Origin of the sequence: Spirulina sp. CCY15215 (assembly GCF_016888125.1) — a bacterium.
GTDB lineage: Bacteria > Cyanobacteriota > Cyanobacteriia > Cyanobacteriales > Spirulinaceae > CCY15215.
On the sequence record NZ_JACSWA010000344.1, the window covers coordinates 13,548 to 30,793 of the forward strand.

A 17,246-nucleotide genomic window follows, 5' to 3' on the forward strand; every position below is an offset into this window, starting at 1 on the left:
CTGTTGCAAGATAGAGAAAGAGAAAAAAGAGATAAAGCATTGTTCTCAGTTTATTCACACTATATTGTCCTGATAATCGTCAAATGGGAGAATTTTTCCGCGATCGCAACCCATCACAGGATCTCAACTTGAATTCCCAGTTAAGGGAATTAAATCTTTATGAAGCGAATATTGATATTAATTGCTTGGGAAAAGAAGCGATCGATCGATTAGAAAAAGATACTTCTCTTCCTGGTTTAATTTTTGTGGAGAGAGGAAAATTTCTCGGCATGATTTCTCGGCAAAGTTTCTTTGAATGGATGAGTCGTCCTTACAGTTTGGACTTATTTACTAAACGTTCCTTGAAACGTTTCTGTGAATATCAAACAACTGAATATCTTTCTTTTTCGGAAGATGAATTGATTTTTATTGCCGTTACCCGTGCCTTACAACGAGAGAGTCATTTAGTTTACGAACCTATTTTAGTAGAACTGAAATCTAATACTTATTCTCTATTAAGCGTTCATGATTTGTTACTCGCTCATGCCAAAATACATGAACTGACAACCCAACAATTACAAAAATCTGAAGCCATTCTGCGAGAACGATCTTCAGGGCTAACAAAAGCATTAAAAAAACTGAAGAAAACCCAAATAAAACTCATTCAATCCGAAAAAATGTCGGCTTTGGGGCAAATGATTGCGAGAATTAGTCACGAAATCAATGATCCTGTTAATTTTGTTGATAGTAATATTCAGTACGCTCAAGATTATGCACAAGACTTAATTAAACTTCTAACTCTTTATCGATCGCATGATTCCCACCCCAGTCCCGAAATTCAAAAAACTATTGAAGAGATTAATCTTGATTATCTCCTCGAAGATTTTATCAAGGTTTTGGAATCTATGAAGATAGGTGCAAGCTATATTAAAGAAATTGTTATCTCTTTGCGTAACTTTTCTCATCTTGATACCGTAAAAATAGAGGTAATCGATCTCCATAAAGGCATTGATACTAGCTTATTAATTCTGCAAAATCGCTTGAAAGAACGATCCGATCATCCCGCTATTGAAATAATTAAAAACTATGGTGATTTACCCTTAATTGAGTGTTATGCGGGACAACTCAATCAAGTTTTTATGAATTTATTGGGTAATGCGATCGATGCGATCGAAGAAAAACTCGATCGCGAAGGTCAATCTTCTTTTATTCCCCAAATTTCCATCGAAACTCGACTCTTAGAATCAGAAAATATAGAAATTTGTATCAATGATAATGGTGTGGGAATAAAAGAGACCGATCGCACTCAGTTATTTACGCCTTTTTTCACCACCAAAGAGATCGGTAAAGGGATAGGTTTGGGACTCTCAATTAGTTATTCAATTATTGTTGAAAAACACCAAGGTCGTTTAGATTGTAGCTCAGAAATAGAGCAAGGCAGCAAATTTAGTATTCAGATTCCTAGATTTCAGTCACCCATAGATAGTGAGTGATAATTTGTTTTTGTTATTCGCTTGAGTCCCTCGATCGCGCAACTACAATGGACTACCAATTAACGTAAAACTCGACCAGTAATAAGGATGAGAAAGCCTGGCATTACGCATGGCGATCGCTTCAGAAGCCAAACTAGGATTTCTTTCCAACTTCTTCCAGAGGTCTTCACTCAAAACTACTTCTCCCTGCAACATCGCTAATTGAGCTTGTCGCAAGGCTTCAGATTTTAAAGAAAGAGCGGACAAATTATCATAAAATTCTCCCATCAGGACAAGAGTACCGAGATCGCTGACATACCAAAGACTCGCTAAAACCGATTTTGCTCCGCTTTGCAAAGCTAATCCAGCAAACCCCAATTCTGCTTGCTCATCCCCGAAAGCCGTGCGACAGGCACTTAATACCAAAAGATCGACAGGAGGGTTATTCCAGTTGAGTTTTCCCAATTCAGGTAAAGTTAGTTTGCGATCCCATAATTGAATGTAGGAATTGCTCGGATGTCCTGGTTTAAATTCGGCATGAGTCGCAAGATGAATAACACGAAAAGGAAAGAGACGACGCTGCAATTGTAAATTTTCGAGGGTAAAATCTTCATTGAGAAATGTTTTTTCCGACGCTGAGTTTTGGGTTAGCGCTAATTCTAAAGGAATAGCCGGAAGGGGGGTATTTTCACGAAACTGAGAGGCTCCCATTGCTAACACGCGAGAATTCTTGACAGGATTATAGAGAGTATTGGTCAGACTAAAACTGGGAACAATACTAGAGCTATATTTTTCCACTAAAAACTGTTTGCCGTCGTGTAAAGCCGCAAGAGGAATACTTCGCAAACCCGTATCGAGAGAAAAGAGCAGGGTATCAATTTCTTGTCTTTCTAACTGGGAAGCAATTGGAGCAATCAACCATTGATAAAGTTGTTGGGAATAGGGTAAATAGTTGCGATGGGTGCGAGTACTTCCACTGGTAATCTGACGGCGAAATTCTGCGGCAACAGTCAGGGTATATTCTGGGGTTAAGTCGTCAATCCGTTTGATAATAGGATATCCCTCGGCGGTAATTAAAATTAATTCTAAGAAATTGGGATGACTGATAACATAAATTAAAGCCAGTTTTTGTTCCGTTTGACGTTCGATCGCCTCTAAATTCTTCTGTATTACTGTCAGAGAAATACGATCTTCTTCTCCAGCAAAATTAGTGCCAAAATAATCCTCAAAGGCTTTACGACGACTTTGTTCGATATAATCAACCACTTCATTCGTCAATTCATCATTGACCCAAATTCCTTCCTGTCGATCGCCATTGGCAAAAACTAAAATTCCGCGTCCATTGCGGCGATCGTTGCGAAATTCTCCTTCGTAGCGATCGCCGTTGGCAAAGATAAATTGACCTTCTCCACTGCGCTTATTATCGCGAAATTCCCCTTCGTAGCGATCGCCGTTGACAAAGTAAAAAATCCCCCTTCCGTTGCGCTTGTCGTCGCGAAATTCCCCCTCATAGCGATCGCCATTGGCAAAGACCAAGCGACCAATACCATTGCGCTTGTCGTCGCGAAACTGTCCTTCGTAGCGATCGCCGTTAATAAAATAAAAAATCCCAAAACCATTACGCTGACCATCGCGAAACTGTCCTTCATAGCGATCGCCGTTGACATAGAGAAATAAACCCTGTCCATTCTCTTCCCCGTCCCGAAATTCCCCCTCGTAACTATTGCCATTCCCGTAGCTGCAACGACCGCGACCGTTAAGTTGTCCTCCTTGAAAGTCTCCCGTGCATTCGGTACCATCCGGGAGAGTAATAATATTGGCTTGAACCGAATTGATCTTTCCTGTCCAACTGGTCAGACTGAGTACCGTTGCGATCGAGATGATGAAACAGTTTTTTCTGTGTTCTTTGTATCCAGCCATAAAAAGACTTTACCCCAAATTTGCCGCCTTTTTCTTAGCTTATAACTTATCGGCATAAAAAAGGTAAAATTTAAAGTGAGGATATAACAGGACTCAAGTGTTTTTTAACGGCGATCGCGCTGTTTGAGAACCGATCCACCCCCTAGAAGTCCAAGAGCTAATAACCCTAAAGTAACAGCAGGCTCAGGAACAGATTCAGGTTCAAGTTCGGGGATGATTTCTCGTTTGATTTTAGTTTTCACTGCCGTCTCAAAATCACTAAAAGTCTCTGCTGCTTGCACAAATGCTCCTTCTCCACCGATCGCATATTCGAGAAAATAATCATCAAGATAGGCCACATCCGTGAGAATGGGTAAACCGTTAATGGTAATCCCTTCCGCAATTGACGCATCCCGGGCAGCAGTCACTAAACCCGTACAAGCCGGATCGAGGTTCGTTTGACTGTGATAAGTTGCAGAGCAATAGTAGTTTCCGGCTAAATTTACATTTTGGCCGCCATCTCCAGAAACATCGATGACCAAGCGATCGCCATCAAAATCATTCGTTAACAGTAAATCTGTAGCTGATTCAATGGCGGCAGCAACGTTTGTGAGGTTGCCATCAGGACGAGGGGCTGCGGCGATCGCATCAGCAAAAGCATTAGCAGTAGCTGCATCGATAATGTGATACCAGTTGAGAGGGGTAGCAGAAGTTGTTGACCAATACTGCAAAGTGACAGCAATTCCGTGTTCTAATCCTGCAATTAAGCCAATAAGTTCAGCATCGCGAAAAGCATTAACATAACCTTGACGTTGCAAATTAAACTCGGTTTGGTCAACACTTCCTGACACATCTACCGACAGCACTAATTCAGTATTGACCAATGTACCCGCGAGAACTGGGGAAGCAACCAACGTACTGACCGCGATCGCCGTTATCCTCGTTCCTAATCTAGCAAGACTTGCCTTCATGATTTGGTAATCCTCAAAATCACTAAAAATATAAGCGCGTTTAAACACATTATTATCACGTTATGTTTAGTATCGGCGATATTTCTGAATTTGCCAATCTCGACATTTTGTTCAATTTTCTCAAGATAAACTACCCTTAACCTCATTCCGGTAGTCTTGTGTGGTTCGTCTATTCATCTACGAAGGAATTCGATCGCGATCGCAATGATAAAAAAATTTAACTTTCGGACGTTTTTAAATGCTGCTGCCATTTCCAGCAGTCTTTTCTTGGGTGTAGAAAGCGTCAATAGCGCCCCCATTAAGGAATTTGTTTCCCTCAATCGCTATGCTGTTGAAGGTGCCGTTGCGGAAATTATCTCTGCAACCCCCGATGGTAATACCCTCGTTTATACCAATGCTGGCGATGGTAAAGTTGGGTTGCTGGATATTCGCGATCCGCAAAACCCTCAACTCCTCGGTAATATTGATGTCTCCGATTTGGGAGAACCCACCGCAGTAGCCGTTACCCCCAATAGTCGTTATGCTTTGGTCACGGTACTGAATTTAGCAGAAGAAATCGCCGATCAACAACCGGGAATCCTTGTTTTTATCGATTTAGCACAGCGCGAAATTGTTGCCCGAGTTCCCCTCATCGGTATTGGACCCGATAACCTTTCGGTGACTCCCGATGGACGCAAAGCCATTATTGCCATTGAAGACGAAGAAGACGAAGATAACTTACCGGGCCAACGTCCAGGATCGGTGAATTTTGTTACCATCGACTATAACAACCCAGCTAACTCTAAAGTCAATAATGTCGCACTGGATTTAAGCGAGGTTGAAGGGGTAAATTACGCCGAAGATCCCCAACCCGAATACGTTGCCATTAGCAAAAATGGGCGCACCGTTGCCATTAGCTTGCAGGAAAATAATGCGATCGCCGTCCTCGATATTGCCGAGGAAAAAGTAACAAGTATCTTCTCTGCGGGAACATCCCTCCACGATCGCGCTGACATTGTAGAAGATGGTGAGATTGATTTTTCCCAACCCTTAGAAGGCCGTCGCGAACCTGATTCGATCGCCATGACTGCCGACGGACGCTACATTATCACCGCAAATGAAGGAGATACTTCCCTCGATAGTTTTGGGGATGGCATTTGGAGTGGGGGTCGCGGTTGGTCGATCCTCGACCTACAAGGGAATGTCGTCTACGATAGCGGCGATCGCGTCGAAGAATTAGCTATTTTACGCGGACAGTATCCCGAGGGGCGATCGGAAAACCGAGGCATTGAAATGGAAGGGGCCGCTGTTGCTCAATTTGGCGATCGCGAATATGCTTTTATGTCCTCGGAACGGGGCAGTTTCCTCGTTATTTATGATATTACCAATGTTCGTAACCCAGAGTTGGTGAGCTTTCTCCCCACTGGAAAAGCCCCGGAAGGGGTTCTTCCTCTCCCGCAGCGCAACCTCGTCCTTACAGCCAATGAAGAGGACGGCAGCATCGACTTTTTTGCGGCAAAAATGCTTTGGGAACCCATCGTCATGAGTCCTCGGGTCGATTTACCTTTTAGTGCTTTAAGCGGTTTAGTTGCCGTCCCCAATAACCCTGGCCAAATTTACGCCGTTCCCGACAATGCTATGCAGCCTTCGCGGATCTTCCGCATGGCGATCGGTCGAGAAGGGGCAATGGTCAATGATGCGACCATCATTACGAAAGAAGGCGAACCGGCAAACTACGACCTTGAAGGCATTGCGATCGCGCCTCGGGGTGGCTTTTGGCTGGTGAGTGAAGGAGATAACAGTGAAGGTCAGGAAAAACCCAACATTCTCATTAAAGTTAACTCGCGTGGAGAAGTTGAGGAAGAAGTTTTCTTACCTGAAGAGGTAGCAGCTAATATTACTCGTTTTGGTTTTGAAGGTGTAACCACCAGTTCCGATGGTCGTAAAGTTTATGTTGCCATACAACGGGAATTGGCAGGAGAAGACAAGGTTCGCATCGGCGAATATGATCTCGAGGCAAAAGAATGGGACTTTTTCTATTATCCCCTCGATACGGATAATGTCGGTGGCTGGGTTGGTTTGAGCGAAATTTCTCGCGATATTGACGGCAGTTTTCTTGTTATCGAACGGGATAACCAAGGCGGTGAAAATGGTGCATCTAATGTTCGCATCAAGCGCATTTATCGCTTCTCTCTCAACGGTGTGGAAGAGGGGGAAACGGTAGAAAAAGAGTTAGTTGCCGATCTGTTTACCGATAGTAAGTGGTATGAAGAAAAAGTTGAAGGATTGGCAGTAACGGAAGCGGGATATTGGGTCATCAGCGATAATGATGGTGGCGAATTATCGACTCGTTTGCTTTTCCTTCCTCGTTAATTGCCGATCATTGTATCCGGTTTTTGGCGGGCGATCGCTAAATCTCAAACTTATTTTGAGCCGTAAAAAAGCCCCCCATTGGTTTGGGGGGCTTTTATGAGATTATCTTAGCGGAGACAAAATCTTAGCATCGGCATCAACTGATACTCTCAATCTAACCGTTGATAACGGGAGCTTGAAGAGCAACAGGTGCAGATTCACCAGCAGCCAAGTCTAAGGGGAAGTTATGAGCATTGCGCTCGTGCATAACTTCAAATCCTAAGTTAGCGCGGTTGAGAATGTCTGCCCAGGTATTGATGACGCGACCTTGAGAATCAAGGATGGATTGGTTGAAGTTGAATCCATTTAAGTTAAACGCCATCGTGCTGACACCTAAAGAGGTGAACCAGATTCCGATTACCGGCCATGCACCTAAGAAGAAGTGCAGGGCGCGAGAGTTGTTGAAGCTGGCATACTGGAAGATTAAGCGACCGAAGTAGCCGTGAGCCGCAACGATGTTGTAGGTTTCTTCTTCTTGTCCGAATTTGTAGCCGTAGTTCAAGGATTCGTTCTCGGTGGTTTCGCGAACCAAGGAGGATGTTACCAATGAACCGTGCATTGCGGAGAACAATGCTCCACCGAAGACTCCTGCTACTCCCAACATATGGAAGGGGTGCATCAGGATATTATGCTCGGCTTGGAAGACCAACATGAAGTTGAATGTTCCACTGATTCCCAAGGGCATTCCGTCAGAGAAGGAACCTTGACCGATGGGGTAGACTAAGAAGACTGCACAAGCGGCGGATAAAGGCGCGGCGTAAGCAACGCAGATCCAAGGACGCATTCCTAAGCGGTAGCTCAATTCCCACTGACGACCGAGGTAGCAGAAGCAACCGAGGAGGAAGTGGAAGATGACTAACTGGTAGGGTCCACCGTTGTAGAGCCATTCGTCGAGGCTGGCTGCTTCCCAGATGGGGTAGAAGTGAAGCCCGATCGCATTGGAGGAAGGAACAACTGCACCAGAAATAATATTATTTCCGTAGAGCAGAGAACCAGCAACGGGTTCGCGGATTCCGTCGATGTCCACGGGAGGAGCGGCAACGAAGGCGATAATGAAGCAGGTGGTTGCGGTGAGCAAGCAGGGGATCATCAGGGTACCGAACCAACCGATGTAAATACGGTTATTGGTGCTGGTAATCCACTGACAGAAACGTTCCCACAAAGACTCGCTTTGTTGAGTTTGTACTGTTGTAGTCATTTGTATGATTATTGCAAGAATGAATTCTGAAGTTGTTTGACTTCATTAAGTTAATAATAGCTCTAAGTATTACGTTTCGTAAACAATTTTCTCATCAAGATTTTCTACCTTACCGATAAGAAAAAACTATGAATCGAACTGTCACCTACAGTCCGGCATACACCCTCGTTCCAACTTATGAATGTTTTAATCGCTGTAGTTATTGCAATTTTCGGGTCGATCCTGGGGGCGATGACGGGTTGACGTTGCGGAAAGCAGAGACAATTTTGCAGGGTCTTCGGGAGACGGGGACGGTTGAGATTCTCATTTTAAGTGGCGAGGTACATCCACAAAGTCCGCGTCGGGAGGAGTGGTGCGATCGCCTTTACGATCTGGGTAATTTAGCACTTTCTCTGGGTTTTCTACCCCATACGAATGCGGGTCCGTTGAGTTTTGTGGAAATGGCGCGGTTGCGGGAAGTTAATGTGTCGATGGGGTTGATGCTGGAACAGGTTACGCCAAAACTATTGCAAACTGTCCACAAAAATGCTCCTAGTAAAGTTCCTGAAGTCCGCTTGCAACAGTTAGTATGGGCAGGAGAGTTACGGATTCCTTTTACAACAGGATTATTATTAGGACTGGGGGAAACGCGGGTAGATTGGCGAGAGAGTTTGCTGGCGATCGCCTCACTACAAGCAAAATACGGTCACATTCAAGAGGTGATTCTACAGCCCTATAGTCCTGGAAATAGGCAGAGTTACGAAGCAGGAGCATTACAAGGTGATGATTTGTTAGCGGCGATCGCCTTGGCTAGAGAAATTCTCCCCGCAACTATAACTATTCAAATTCCTCCCAATTTAGTTCCCGATGCTCACTTTTTATTGGCCTGTTTGGAGGCTGGGGCGAGGGATTTAGGGGGAATTAGCCCTAAAGACGAAGTCAATCCCAATTATGACCATCCTACACCAGACTTTCTCGCTCAAATTGTTGAGCCTGCGGGATGGAACTTTCTTCCTCGTTTGCCCGTTTATCCTCAATATTATGACTGGCTTTCTTGGCGATCGCGGCAGGCGATCGCTTTCAGGAGAAGGTGAGGTTCTGTTATAATCCAGATTATTCCTCATTTTTGAGAATTGTTTCCGTTAAATCTGTAATTTTATCAAAGCGAAAATTATTAACCCAATCCATCAAAGTACGGTGTAAATTTTGATGAGATTTTGGTAATTGTTCGCACAGTTGAGCGATCGCCTTGCCATTAGCTTCAATTCCGGCTTTTTCTAACGCATCTAACCATTCTCGAGGCCTATTGCTGGCCAACATCGCGGTAGTCAAAACGACTTGAGACTCAGTTTCTTGTGGTGTAATTTCTTCAGGAATATATTCCTCATAAATATATTCTACACCTAAATACTGTTCCATTTTCTCAAAAATAATATGCTCCTGAAAGGGTTTGCGAACAAAATCATCGCATCCAGCAGAAAGGACGATCGCGCGTTGTTCCTCAAAAGCACTGGCCGTCAGAGCAATAATAACTGTAGCCTGACCTTTAACCGTTGCTTTAATGCGCCTTGTCGCTTCATAACCATCCATCACCGGCATTCGCATATCCATCCAAATTAAATGGGGACTCCAAGACTCCCAAACCGCGATCGCCTCCTGACCATTGGCTGCATCTTGTGCCTCAAAGCCAATAGTTTGTAAGAGTTTAAGCATTAATTGTCGATTTTCAGGGCGATCGTCAACCACAAGAATGCGATAGGTGCGAGAAGAAGCCAACCCTAAAACCTTAGCTTGCTGTTGGCGAGGAACCGTTTCTACAATGTCTGTGATTTGGAACGGCAGTGTAAAATAAAAGGTTGAACCTTGACCCACTGTACTTTTCACAGCAATATCCCCTCCCATCATTTGCACAAACTTGCGACTAATGGGCAGTCCTAAACCAGTCCCAGTTTGTGCTTGTTTACCGGTTTGCGTTTGTTCAAAAGCCGTAAAAAGGCTGCCAAATTCTGACTCGTCGATGCCATCTCCTGTATCCTCGACTTCAAAAGTAATCGTTATATGAGGCTTTTTATCCCTCTCAATTTCCTCCTTACCAAGAAGAGGAATCTCTGCTCCCTGACTAACTCGCAGGGTGATGCTACCTTGATGGGTAAACTTAATGGCATTACTGAGAAGATTGATGAGAACTTGGCGGAGTTTGCCCCGATCGCCGATGAGATATTGGGGAATATTATCAGCGCGATTGAAAATCAACTGCAATTTCTTGGCTTCTGCTTTGAGATGTAACATCTCTTCAATAGCATCGAGGAGAGCATAAAGCGCGAAACTTTCTTCATTGAGACTAATATGACCTGCCTCAATTTTAGCCAAGTCCAGAATCTCGTCAATGAGGTCGAGAAGATGTTCCCCACTGCGGTGAATAATCCCCAAATGCTCCTGTTGTTCCGAGGAAAGGGCGCGATCGCGTTCCATAACCTGAGTAAAGCCAATAATCGCATTGAGAGGGGTGCGAAGTTCGTGGCTCATATTAGCAAGAAACTGACTTTTAGCATAACTGGCAGTTTCCGCCGCTTCTTTAGATTTTTGGAGAACCAATTCAGCTTCTTTGCGTTCGTCAATGTCTTCAATCATGCAGAATGTATATTCTACTTGTCCGTTTTGTCCGATGGCGCAGGGAGTGACCCGCACCCAAATAGTCTTTCCATCTTGGCGAATATAGCGTTTTTCCACCTGATAATTATCTCGCATCCCTGCAACAAGTTCCTCCCATTCCGCGCGATCGCTATCAATATCGTCAGGGTGAATATAGTCAAAGGGTTGTAATTGTTGCAATTGCGTTGTTGAATAACCGAGGAGCTTTTGTAAGGCAGAATTGCCATCGAGAATGACCCTATCCAAACGAGTCAAACCAATACCGATGCCAGAATTCTCAAAAATAGCGCGAAAGCGTGCTTCTCGTTCTTTCAGAGCTTGTTCTGCTTGTTTGCGGGCAGTGATATCCACCACCATTGAAGCTAAACCGACAATATTACCGCGACCATCTACTAATTTGGTATTGTGCCATTCACAAACGATCGCGCGATCGTCCTTGGTACGATTTTCATAGATGCTACAGGTGCCCCCTTGCTGTTGCAGAATATCGGCAACAATTTGCTCAACAGACTCGTGAACTTCTGGGGGAACGAGTAAATCAAAACCGTATTGTCCTAAAATTTCGGCTTTACTATAACCAAAAATCATTTCGGCGGCTGAATTCCAGGCAACAACTTCGCCATCGGGTTTCCATTCAATAATAGCAATGGGGGTTTGTTCCACCAGAAAAGCCAAGCGTTCTCGAGAAGCACGGAGATCTTCTTCTATTTGCTGACGTTCGTGAATTTCTTGTTGCAGTTGGCGGTTTTGCCGATCGAGTTCTAAGCGCTGTTGTTTCTCCTGCTTGAGGAAAGTAGCTTGGGCGATGGCGATCCCCACCGTTGCGGCTAAAGATTCCAATAATTCAATCTCATCCTCTGTCCATTGACGCAGGCGATCGCATTGATGTACGGCGATGGAGCCATTAGCTTCCCCATGATAGGAGGTTCGTACAGCAACCATTGATTTGAGTTCCATCTGACGACACAATGGCTCCATGTCTTTGAGGAGGGGATCTGCATAGACATCAGCAGAAATAACCGCCGCATCCTGACTTAACATCGTTTGGGCGTGGATATTTCCCGCCACGGGAATTTCAAAAGGAGCATGGAAGGTATAACCCGGAAGAACATATTCAGCAACGAGAGGAAGAGTCCCCTGGGATCTAATTTCCTGTTGCCTATTCCCTCCTGTTGCCTGTTTATAGGTCATAATATGACAGCGCGTAACGCGGAGAAATTGGCCGATTTGTTCGGCTGCAGTGGTGAAAATTTCCTCAAGTTCTAAGCTGGCACGAATGTCTTCAGTAATGCGTTTGAACAGTAAAATGCGATCGATTTGGTGCTGAAGGTTTTCGAGGGTTTCTTGACGTTCGCTAATATCCGATTGAATGCCGACAAAATGCGTGACTTGCCCATCGCGATCGCGCACGGGGGCGACGGCAATATCATTCCAATATAAAGTGCCATTTTTACGACTATTTCGCAGAATCACTCGGCAGGTTTCCTGCTTTTCCAAAGCAATTTTTAAGGTTTCCAGTTCGGGTTGTTCTGACTCTCGCCCTTGAAAAGATAAGAAATTCTGCCCCAAGACTTCAATTTCTCGGTAGCCGGTAATGCTTTCAAAAGCAGAGTTAGTATAGATGATGGGAAAATCGTTACCTCGCCCTCGGGCATCACTAATGACTATGCCATTACTGGAGGCTTCTACAGCACGTTTTAACAGTCGTAGTGTATCTTGGCTGACTTCAACGCGGGTTTGTAGATTTTCGTTGCTTTCCTCCAGTTGCTGAAAAGAGGTTTGGACTTGCTCCAACATGGCTGCAAAACTGTGCTGAAATGTATCTAATTCACGAATTCCCATGCCAGAGGTGGGGGCGATCGCCTTGTTGAAGTCCCCTCGGGCTAGGGTGCGACTGGCAACTCTTAAGGGATATAAGGAACGCAAAATCCAAATTGTTGTTGCGATGCCCAAGAGAATAGATACCCCGAGGGCGACAATACAAATGAGGATAATTCCTTGCCGACTCTCCTGAATTGCTCCCCTAAATTCCCCATGAGGAACAATGGCAACGATGAACCATTTTAGTCCTCTCTCGTCTTGAAAGGGAATAACTCGCAGATATTGTTTTTCTCCGTCAAACGTGAAGATTGAGTTCTCGGGTTTCTCGATATCTTCCCAGTGGGGTAGGAGTTTCTCGCTAATGAATGGTAGGGCGCGATCGCGGCTATTTTGCAGGTTAAGGCGTTTTTTTCCAGTGACGGGCAATTCTAGGGTTGAGGTGGCGATAATCTGACCATTGCGATCGATAATATAGGCTTTACCGGTTTGACCTAAGTTGAGATTTCGCAGCAGTTCATTGAGGGGATCTAGGGAAATTTCTGTGGCGATCGCGCCATAAAATCCAGTTTCATTATAAATGGGCAGGGTTGCCTTGAGGGTTAAACGGGGCTGTTCTGGGGAGGGGAGAGGATAACCCCAGGTACTGGTTTTGGCTTGTTTGGCGGCTTTATACCAAGGTAGGGTCTGGGGGTCGAATTCGGGGATATCAAGGAGTTCTGAGCGATCTCCTGGCTGAATGGCGAGATAGCTGTGTAGCTGAAAAGCAGTCTCTGGAGTACGCAGGGTGGTGAGGAAGATTTGTTCGTATAAGGTGGCTTGAGCCAGATCCCGCTCAATGCTGATATATTCTCCTTTTTCGTTGGCAAAAGACAAACTCTCGATATTGTCGCTTTCTTGCAGTTGATACCAAAAATACTGTTCTAGTTTCCCTAAATCATCGAGGTTTAACTGTCCGCTTCGCAAGTTTGAGCGATAAATTTGTTGTAGGAGGTGGGGGGTATTAAGATAATACTGTAGGTTTTCGCGAACGCGATCGCCGGCTTCTTCCATCAGATTTTCAGCCAATTTATCCACTACTCTTTCACCGTGCTGTAAAGATAAAAAGCCTGTTAACCCAACGGCGATCGCTATCTGTAGGGCAAAGGGAACACTAAGAATCCAGTAGAGAGAGAGTTTTGGGGCTGTTTTTAACCATCGAGCAAGCAAGAGTCTGAATGGCATTCTGAATTAAGTTGGCAATTTTCCGTCTCCTTAACATTTTACAAATAAAGATCGAGGTTCTCCCATTTCTTTTTTTTAAGCAAAGCCTCTATTTCGATATTTCAATATAATATCAATATAACTGAGGCACAAAAAACTGCTCATTGAGAGGGGGACGCAGGTAATTTTGGGGAGCGCCCTTGCGTGGTGGGAGTTCTAGCGGTTCTGGGGTCATATCAACATAGGGAATCTTGCTGAGAAAATGACTGATGCAGTTGAGACGAGCGCGTTTTTTGTCATCTGCTTCCACCGTAAACCAAGGTGCTTCCGGAATATTGGTGTGGGCAAACATGGTATCTTTGGCTTGAGAATAGTCTGCCCAGCGATCGCGGGACTCTAAATCCATCGGACTCAATTTCCAACGACGAGCGGGATCTGTCGTGCGAGCCTGAAAACGCCGTTCTTGCTCTTCATCACTGACGGAAAACCAATATTTTAATAAGATAATACCGGACTTGACCAACATTCGCTCAAATTGCGGACAAGTTTGCATAAATTCCTCGTACTGTGCATCGCTGCAAAAACCCATCACTTTTTCTACCCCAGCACGGTTGTACCAACTGCGATCGAAACAAACAATTTCACCGGCTGAAGGTAAATGAGCGACATAGCGCTGGAAATACCATTCCGTTTTTTCGCGATCGCTGGGAGTACCCAATGCCACCACTCTACACCCTCGAGGATTGAGAGGTTCGGTAATGCGTTTAATCGTGCCGCCTTTACCTGCTGCGTCGCGTCCTTCAAACAAAATGACAATGCGAGTATCAGTATGCTTAACCCAGTATTGCATCTTTACCAGTTCCACTTGCAGACGGGTAAGTTCTTTTTCATAAAACTTCTTGTCCAGTTTAGAACTGCCTTCTCCTTCAGAAATATGGTAGGAAGCCTTTTTTTTGGAGTTCTTTAGATTGGCTTTTTTCTCTTTCTTGCGTTTTTTCTTACTTTTCTTTTTGCTCTTATCTTCTGGGAGTTTTTTGTCGAGGATTGCAGTTTTAGAATTATTCTCATTCATCATTTTAATGTCCGTGTATAGGTGCAATTAAACAGAGAGAAAATAGGAAAGTATGCTGAGACAAGAGAGCTATCTCTTGTCTCGATCGCCAACTAATGTTGAATTATCTCAACACCGAAGTTACTTGATGAACAACATTTCTTGATACGTCGGCAAGGGCCAGAAACTATCAGCAATTTCCCCTTCAAGAGCGTCAACATATTCGCGAATCTCATCCATCATTGGACGAATTGTTTTCGCACAATACTGCATTTTCTCTTCAGTTGAAGCAAAATCATGCTTCTCAATAATAGCGCTCAATTTAGCGATCGCAGCAACCAGAGAATTAGTCAGATCGGCAACTTTTTTCGCACTCTCTTTCCCAAGATCGATACCCAAACCCGTCAAAGTCGCGATCGTTGAGGACAGTTTTGCTAAATACTCAAGTGCTGCGGGATAAATGATCGTTTTTGCCATATTTACAACCAGCTTGGCTTCCACTTCAATAGAGAGAATATACTGCTCTGCATAAACTTCAAAGCGGCTTTCTAGCTCCACTGGTGTTAAAACCCCCGTCTTTTTAAACAGGTCTTCAACATACTCTGCTTTGAGAACCGGTAGGGCATCTGCGGTGGTCGGTAAGTTTGTTAAACCGCGTTCCTCCACCGCCATTTTGTGCCATTCTTCAGAATAGCCATTACCGCCAAAAATGACTGCACTATGCTCTTCCATCACCTCTTTAAGTACCGTAATGATGGCAGTATTGAGTTCTATTCCTTTAGCTAATTCGCTCTCCAAACGATTGCCGATCCAATCAAGAGAATCTGCCAGCATCGTATTCAGAGCAATCAACGGACCGGAAACCGATTGGTTAGAGCCTACGGCACGGAATTCAAAGCGATTTCCTGTGAAAGCAAAGGGAGATGTGCGGTTGCGATCGCCGGGATCTTTGGTCAGTTGAGGTAGCACGTCAACCCCGAGATCCATTACACCTTTCTTTTTAGATTCGCTGACTGTTCCCGTTTTAATCTGCTCGAAAACTTCTTCTAATTGAGTTCCCAAATAAACAGATATAATCGCCGGAGGTGCTTCATTTGCCCCCAGTCGGTGATCGTTACTGGCTGTTGCAATGACAGCGCGCATAAGCGGTCCATACTTGTGAACCCCTCGAATTACCGCACCGCAGAACACCAGAAACTGAGCATTTTCGTGGGGAGAATCTCCAGGATCGAGCAAGTTGCCTTGAGTGGAGTTCCCCACAGACCAGTTAACGTGCTTACCGGAACCATTAATCCCTGCAAAGGGTTTCTCATGCAGCAAACACATAAAACCGTGTTTCTTTGCGGTATGCTTGAGAATCGTCATGGTGAGTTGCTGATGGTCGCTGGCCACGTTTGCCGATTCAAAAAAGGGTGCAATTTCAAATTGACCTGGAGCGACTTCATTATGGCGGGTTTTGGCGGGAATGCCGAGTTTGTACATTGTCTCTTCCACATCCTGCATGAAGACTTGTACTCGCTCTGGAATTGCCCCAAAATAATGATCGTCAAACTCTTGACCCTTCGCGGGAGCCTTACCGAATAGGGTGCGGCCTGCGAGGAGGAGATCGGGACGTTGACTGGCAAAATTAGCATCCACCAAAAAATATTCTTGCTCGGCACCGCAGCTAGAGTTCACATGAGCAACATCTTCATATCCAAGTAATTTTAAAACTTTGCTGGCTGCTTTATCCATTGCTGCAATGGAGCGCAGGAGCGGGACTTTTTTATCAAGGGCTTCTCCGGTCCAGGAGACGAAAACCGTCGGGATGCAAAAGGTTGCCCCATTGTCCGTTTCCATGATGTAGGCTGGGCTGGTTACGTCCCAAGCGGTATATCCCCGCGCTTCAAAAGTATCCCGAATGCCGCCATTGGGGAAGGAAGAGCCATCGGGTTCCCCCTGCACCAGCACTTTACCGGAAAATTCAGAAATAACGCTGCCGTCTCCTTGTACAGAGATGAAACCGTCGTGCTTTTCAGCCGTCAGGTTGGTCATGGGATAAAATACGTGGGCATAGTAGAGCGCTCCTTTGGAAATCGCCCAATCTCTCATTGCAGTGGCAACGGCATCGGCAATAGAGGGATCGAGTTTTTGGCCGGTGACAATTGTTTTTTTGATAGATTTAAAAATGGATTTGGGGAGACTTGCCTGCATTTTACTGAGGTTGAAGACGTTCTCTGCCCACATTTTTTCTAATTTTTCTGGCGCTTTTGGCGGCATCGCCTCGCGGTTGGCGATCTGATGAATTGCTTTGATGCGAGCTTCATTTCCACTCATAGTTCTTGTTTTAGTGTTTAACCGAACCATAATAGTCAAAGTGGAGTTGCAAAATAGATGCCATATATACCAAAAATCTCGATTATTGCGATCTTCTGTCTGAGGGAATATTAGGGAATATTAATGATGAGTCTTTCCCAGTTAGTCGGAAAAGTTTGCGATCGCCTTATTGCCGCGATCGCACCGCATAAAGTCGCAATTTTTACCACTATTCGTTATGATTGAACGCTCCCCAACCAAATCAAAGATTATGGTTGGGGATTCTTTCAGCTACGAGAGACCTCGTAGCGTTCCCAGAACAACTGGCGTTCTCAGTG

The 17,246-nt window shown here is 44.8% G+C and carries 9 protein-coding genes; 3 read left to right on the plus strand and 6 right to left on the minus strand.

What is annotated here, in order from left to right; all coding sequences use genetic code 11:
• Positions 1 to 83 precede the first annotated feature (83 nt).
• Positions 84 to 1,472: an ATP-binding protein gene (locus JUI58_RS07905; RefSeq protein WP_204103220.1), complete on the plus strand. Its 1,389-nt coding sequence runs from the start codon at positions 84 to 86 to the stop codon at positions 1,470 to 1,472.
• A gap of 42 nt (positions 1,473 to 1,514) precedes the next feature.
• On the opposite strand, the gene JUI58_RS07910 is transcribed toward JUI58_RS07905, so the two are convergent.
• Positions 1,515 to 3,371, minus strand: a complete 1,857-nt coding sequence (locus JUI58_RS07910) for a CHAT domain-containing protein (RefSeq protein ID WP_204103221.1) — start codon at positions 3,369 to 3,371, stop codon at positions 1,515 to 1,517.
• Between the two features lie 104 nt (positions 3,372 to 3,475).
• Complete coding sequence (locus JUI58_RS07915) at positions 3,476 to 4,321, minus strand: DUF1194 domain-containing protein (RefSeq protein WP_204103222.1); 846 nt, start codon at positions 4,319 to 4,321, stop codon at positions 3,476 to 3,478.
• Between the two features lie 204 nt (positions 4,322 to 4,525).
• Between JUI58_RS07915 and JUI58_RS07920 the strand changes: the two genes are divergently transcribed.
• Complete coding sequence (locus JUI58_RS07920; RefSeq protein WP_204103223.1) at positions 4,526 to 6,673, plus strand: esterase-like activity of phytase family protein; 2,148 nt, start codon at positions 4,526 to 4,528, stop codon at positions 6,671 to 6,673.
• Between the two features lie 154 nt (positions 6,674 to 6,827).
• On the opposite strand, the gene psbA is transcribed toward JUI58_RS07920, so the two are convergent.
• Positions 6,828 to 7,910 (minus strand): photosystem II q(b) protein, encoded by a 1,083-nt coding sequence (gene psbA / locus JUI58_RS07925; protein WP_204103224.1) that lies wholly within the window; start codon positions 7,908 to 7,910, stop codon positions 6,828 to 6,830.
• A gap of 128 nt (positions 7,911 to 8,038) precedes the next feature.
• Between psbA and cofG the strand changes: the two genes are divergently transcribed.
• Positions 8,039 to 8,983, plus strand: coding sequence for a 7,8-didemethyl-8-hydroxy-5-deazariboflavin synthase subunit CofG (gene cofG / locus JUI58_RS07930; protein WP_204103225.1), 945 nt, complete (start codon positions 8,039 to 8,041; stop codon positions 8,981 to 8,983).
• A gap of 19 nt (positions 8,984 to 9,002) precedes the next feature.
• On the opposite strand, the gene JUI58_RS07935 is transcribed toward cofG, so the two are convergent.
• The 3 genes from JUI58_RS07935 to JUI58_RS07945 form a co-directional block, all read right to left on the minus strand.
• A complete protein-coding gene (locus tag JUI58_RS07935) occupies positions 9,003 to 13,583 on the minus strand; it encodes a PAS domain S-box protein (RefSeq protein ID WP_204103226.1) in 4,581 nt (1,526 codons plus the stop codon).
• Positions 13,584 to 13,695: 112 nt separating this feature from the next.
• Positions 13,696 to 14,634, minus strand: coding sequence for a polyphosphate kinase 2 (gene ppk2 / locus JUI58_RS07940; protein WP_204103227.1), 939 nt, complete (start codon positions 14,632 to 14,634; stop codon positions 13,696 to 13,698).
• A 120-nt stretch (positions 14,635 to 14,754) separates the two neighbouring features.
• Positions 14,755 to 16,929 (minus strand): glutamine synthetase III, encoded by a 2,175-nt coding sequence (locus tag JUI58_RS07945; RefSeq protein ID WP_204103228.1) that lies wholly within the window; start codon positions 16,927 to 16,929, stop codon positions 14,755 to 14,757.
• Positions 16,930 to 17,246: the final 317 nt, after the last annotated feature.

Coding starts and splice junctions, on each gene's coding strand:
- JUI58_RS07910 (WP_204103221.1), bottom strand. CDS start 3,371: ATGGCTGGATACAAAGAACACAGAAAAAACTGTTTCATCATCTCGATC.
- JUI58_RS07945 (WP_204103228.1), bottom strand. CDS start 16,929: ATGAGTGGAAATGAAGCTCGCATCAAAGCAATTCATCAGATCGCCAAC.
- JUI58_RS07915 (WP_204103222.1), bottom strand. CDS start 4,321: ATGAAGGCAAGTCTTGCTAGATTAGGAACGAGGATAACGGCGATCGCG.
- cofG (WP_204103225.1), top strand. CDS start 8,039: ATGAATCGAACTGTCACCTACAGTCCGGCATACACCCTCGTTCCAACT.
- ppk2 (WP_204103227.1), bottom strand. CDS start 14,634: ATGAATGAGAATAATTCTAAAACTGCAATCCTCGACAAAAAACTCCCA.
- JUI58_RS07935 (WP_204103226.1), bottom strand. CDS start 13,583: ATGCCATTCAGACTCTTGCTTGCTCGATGGTTAAAAACAGCCCCAAAA.
- psbA (WP_204103224.1), bottom strand. CDS start 7,910: ATGACTACAACAGTACAAACTCAACAAAGCGAGTCTTTGTGGGAACGT.
- JUI58_RS07920 (WP_204103223.1), top strand. CDS start 4,526: ATGATAAAAAAATTTAACTTTCGGACGTTTTTAAATGCTGCTGCCATT.
- JUI58_RS07905 (WP_204103220.1), top strand. CDS start 84: ATGGGAGAATTTTTCCGCGATCGCAACCCATCACAGGATCTCAACTTG.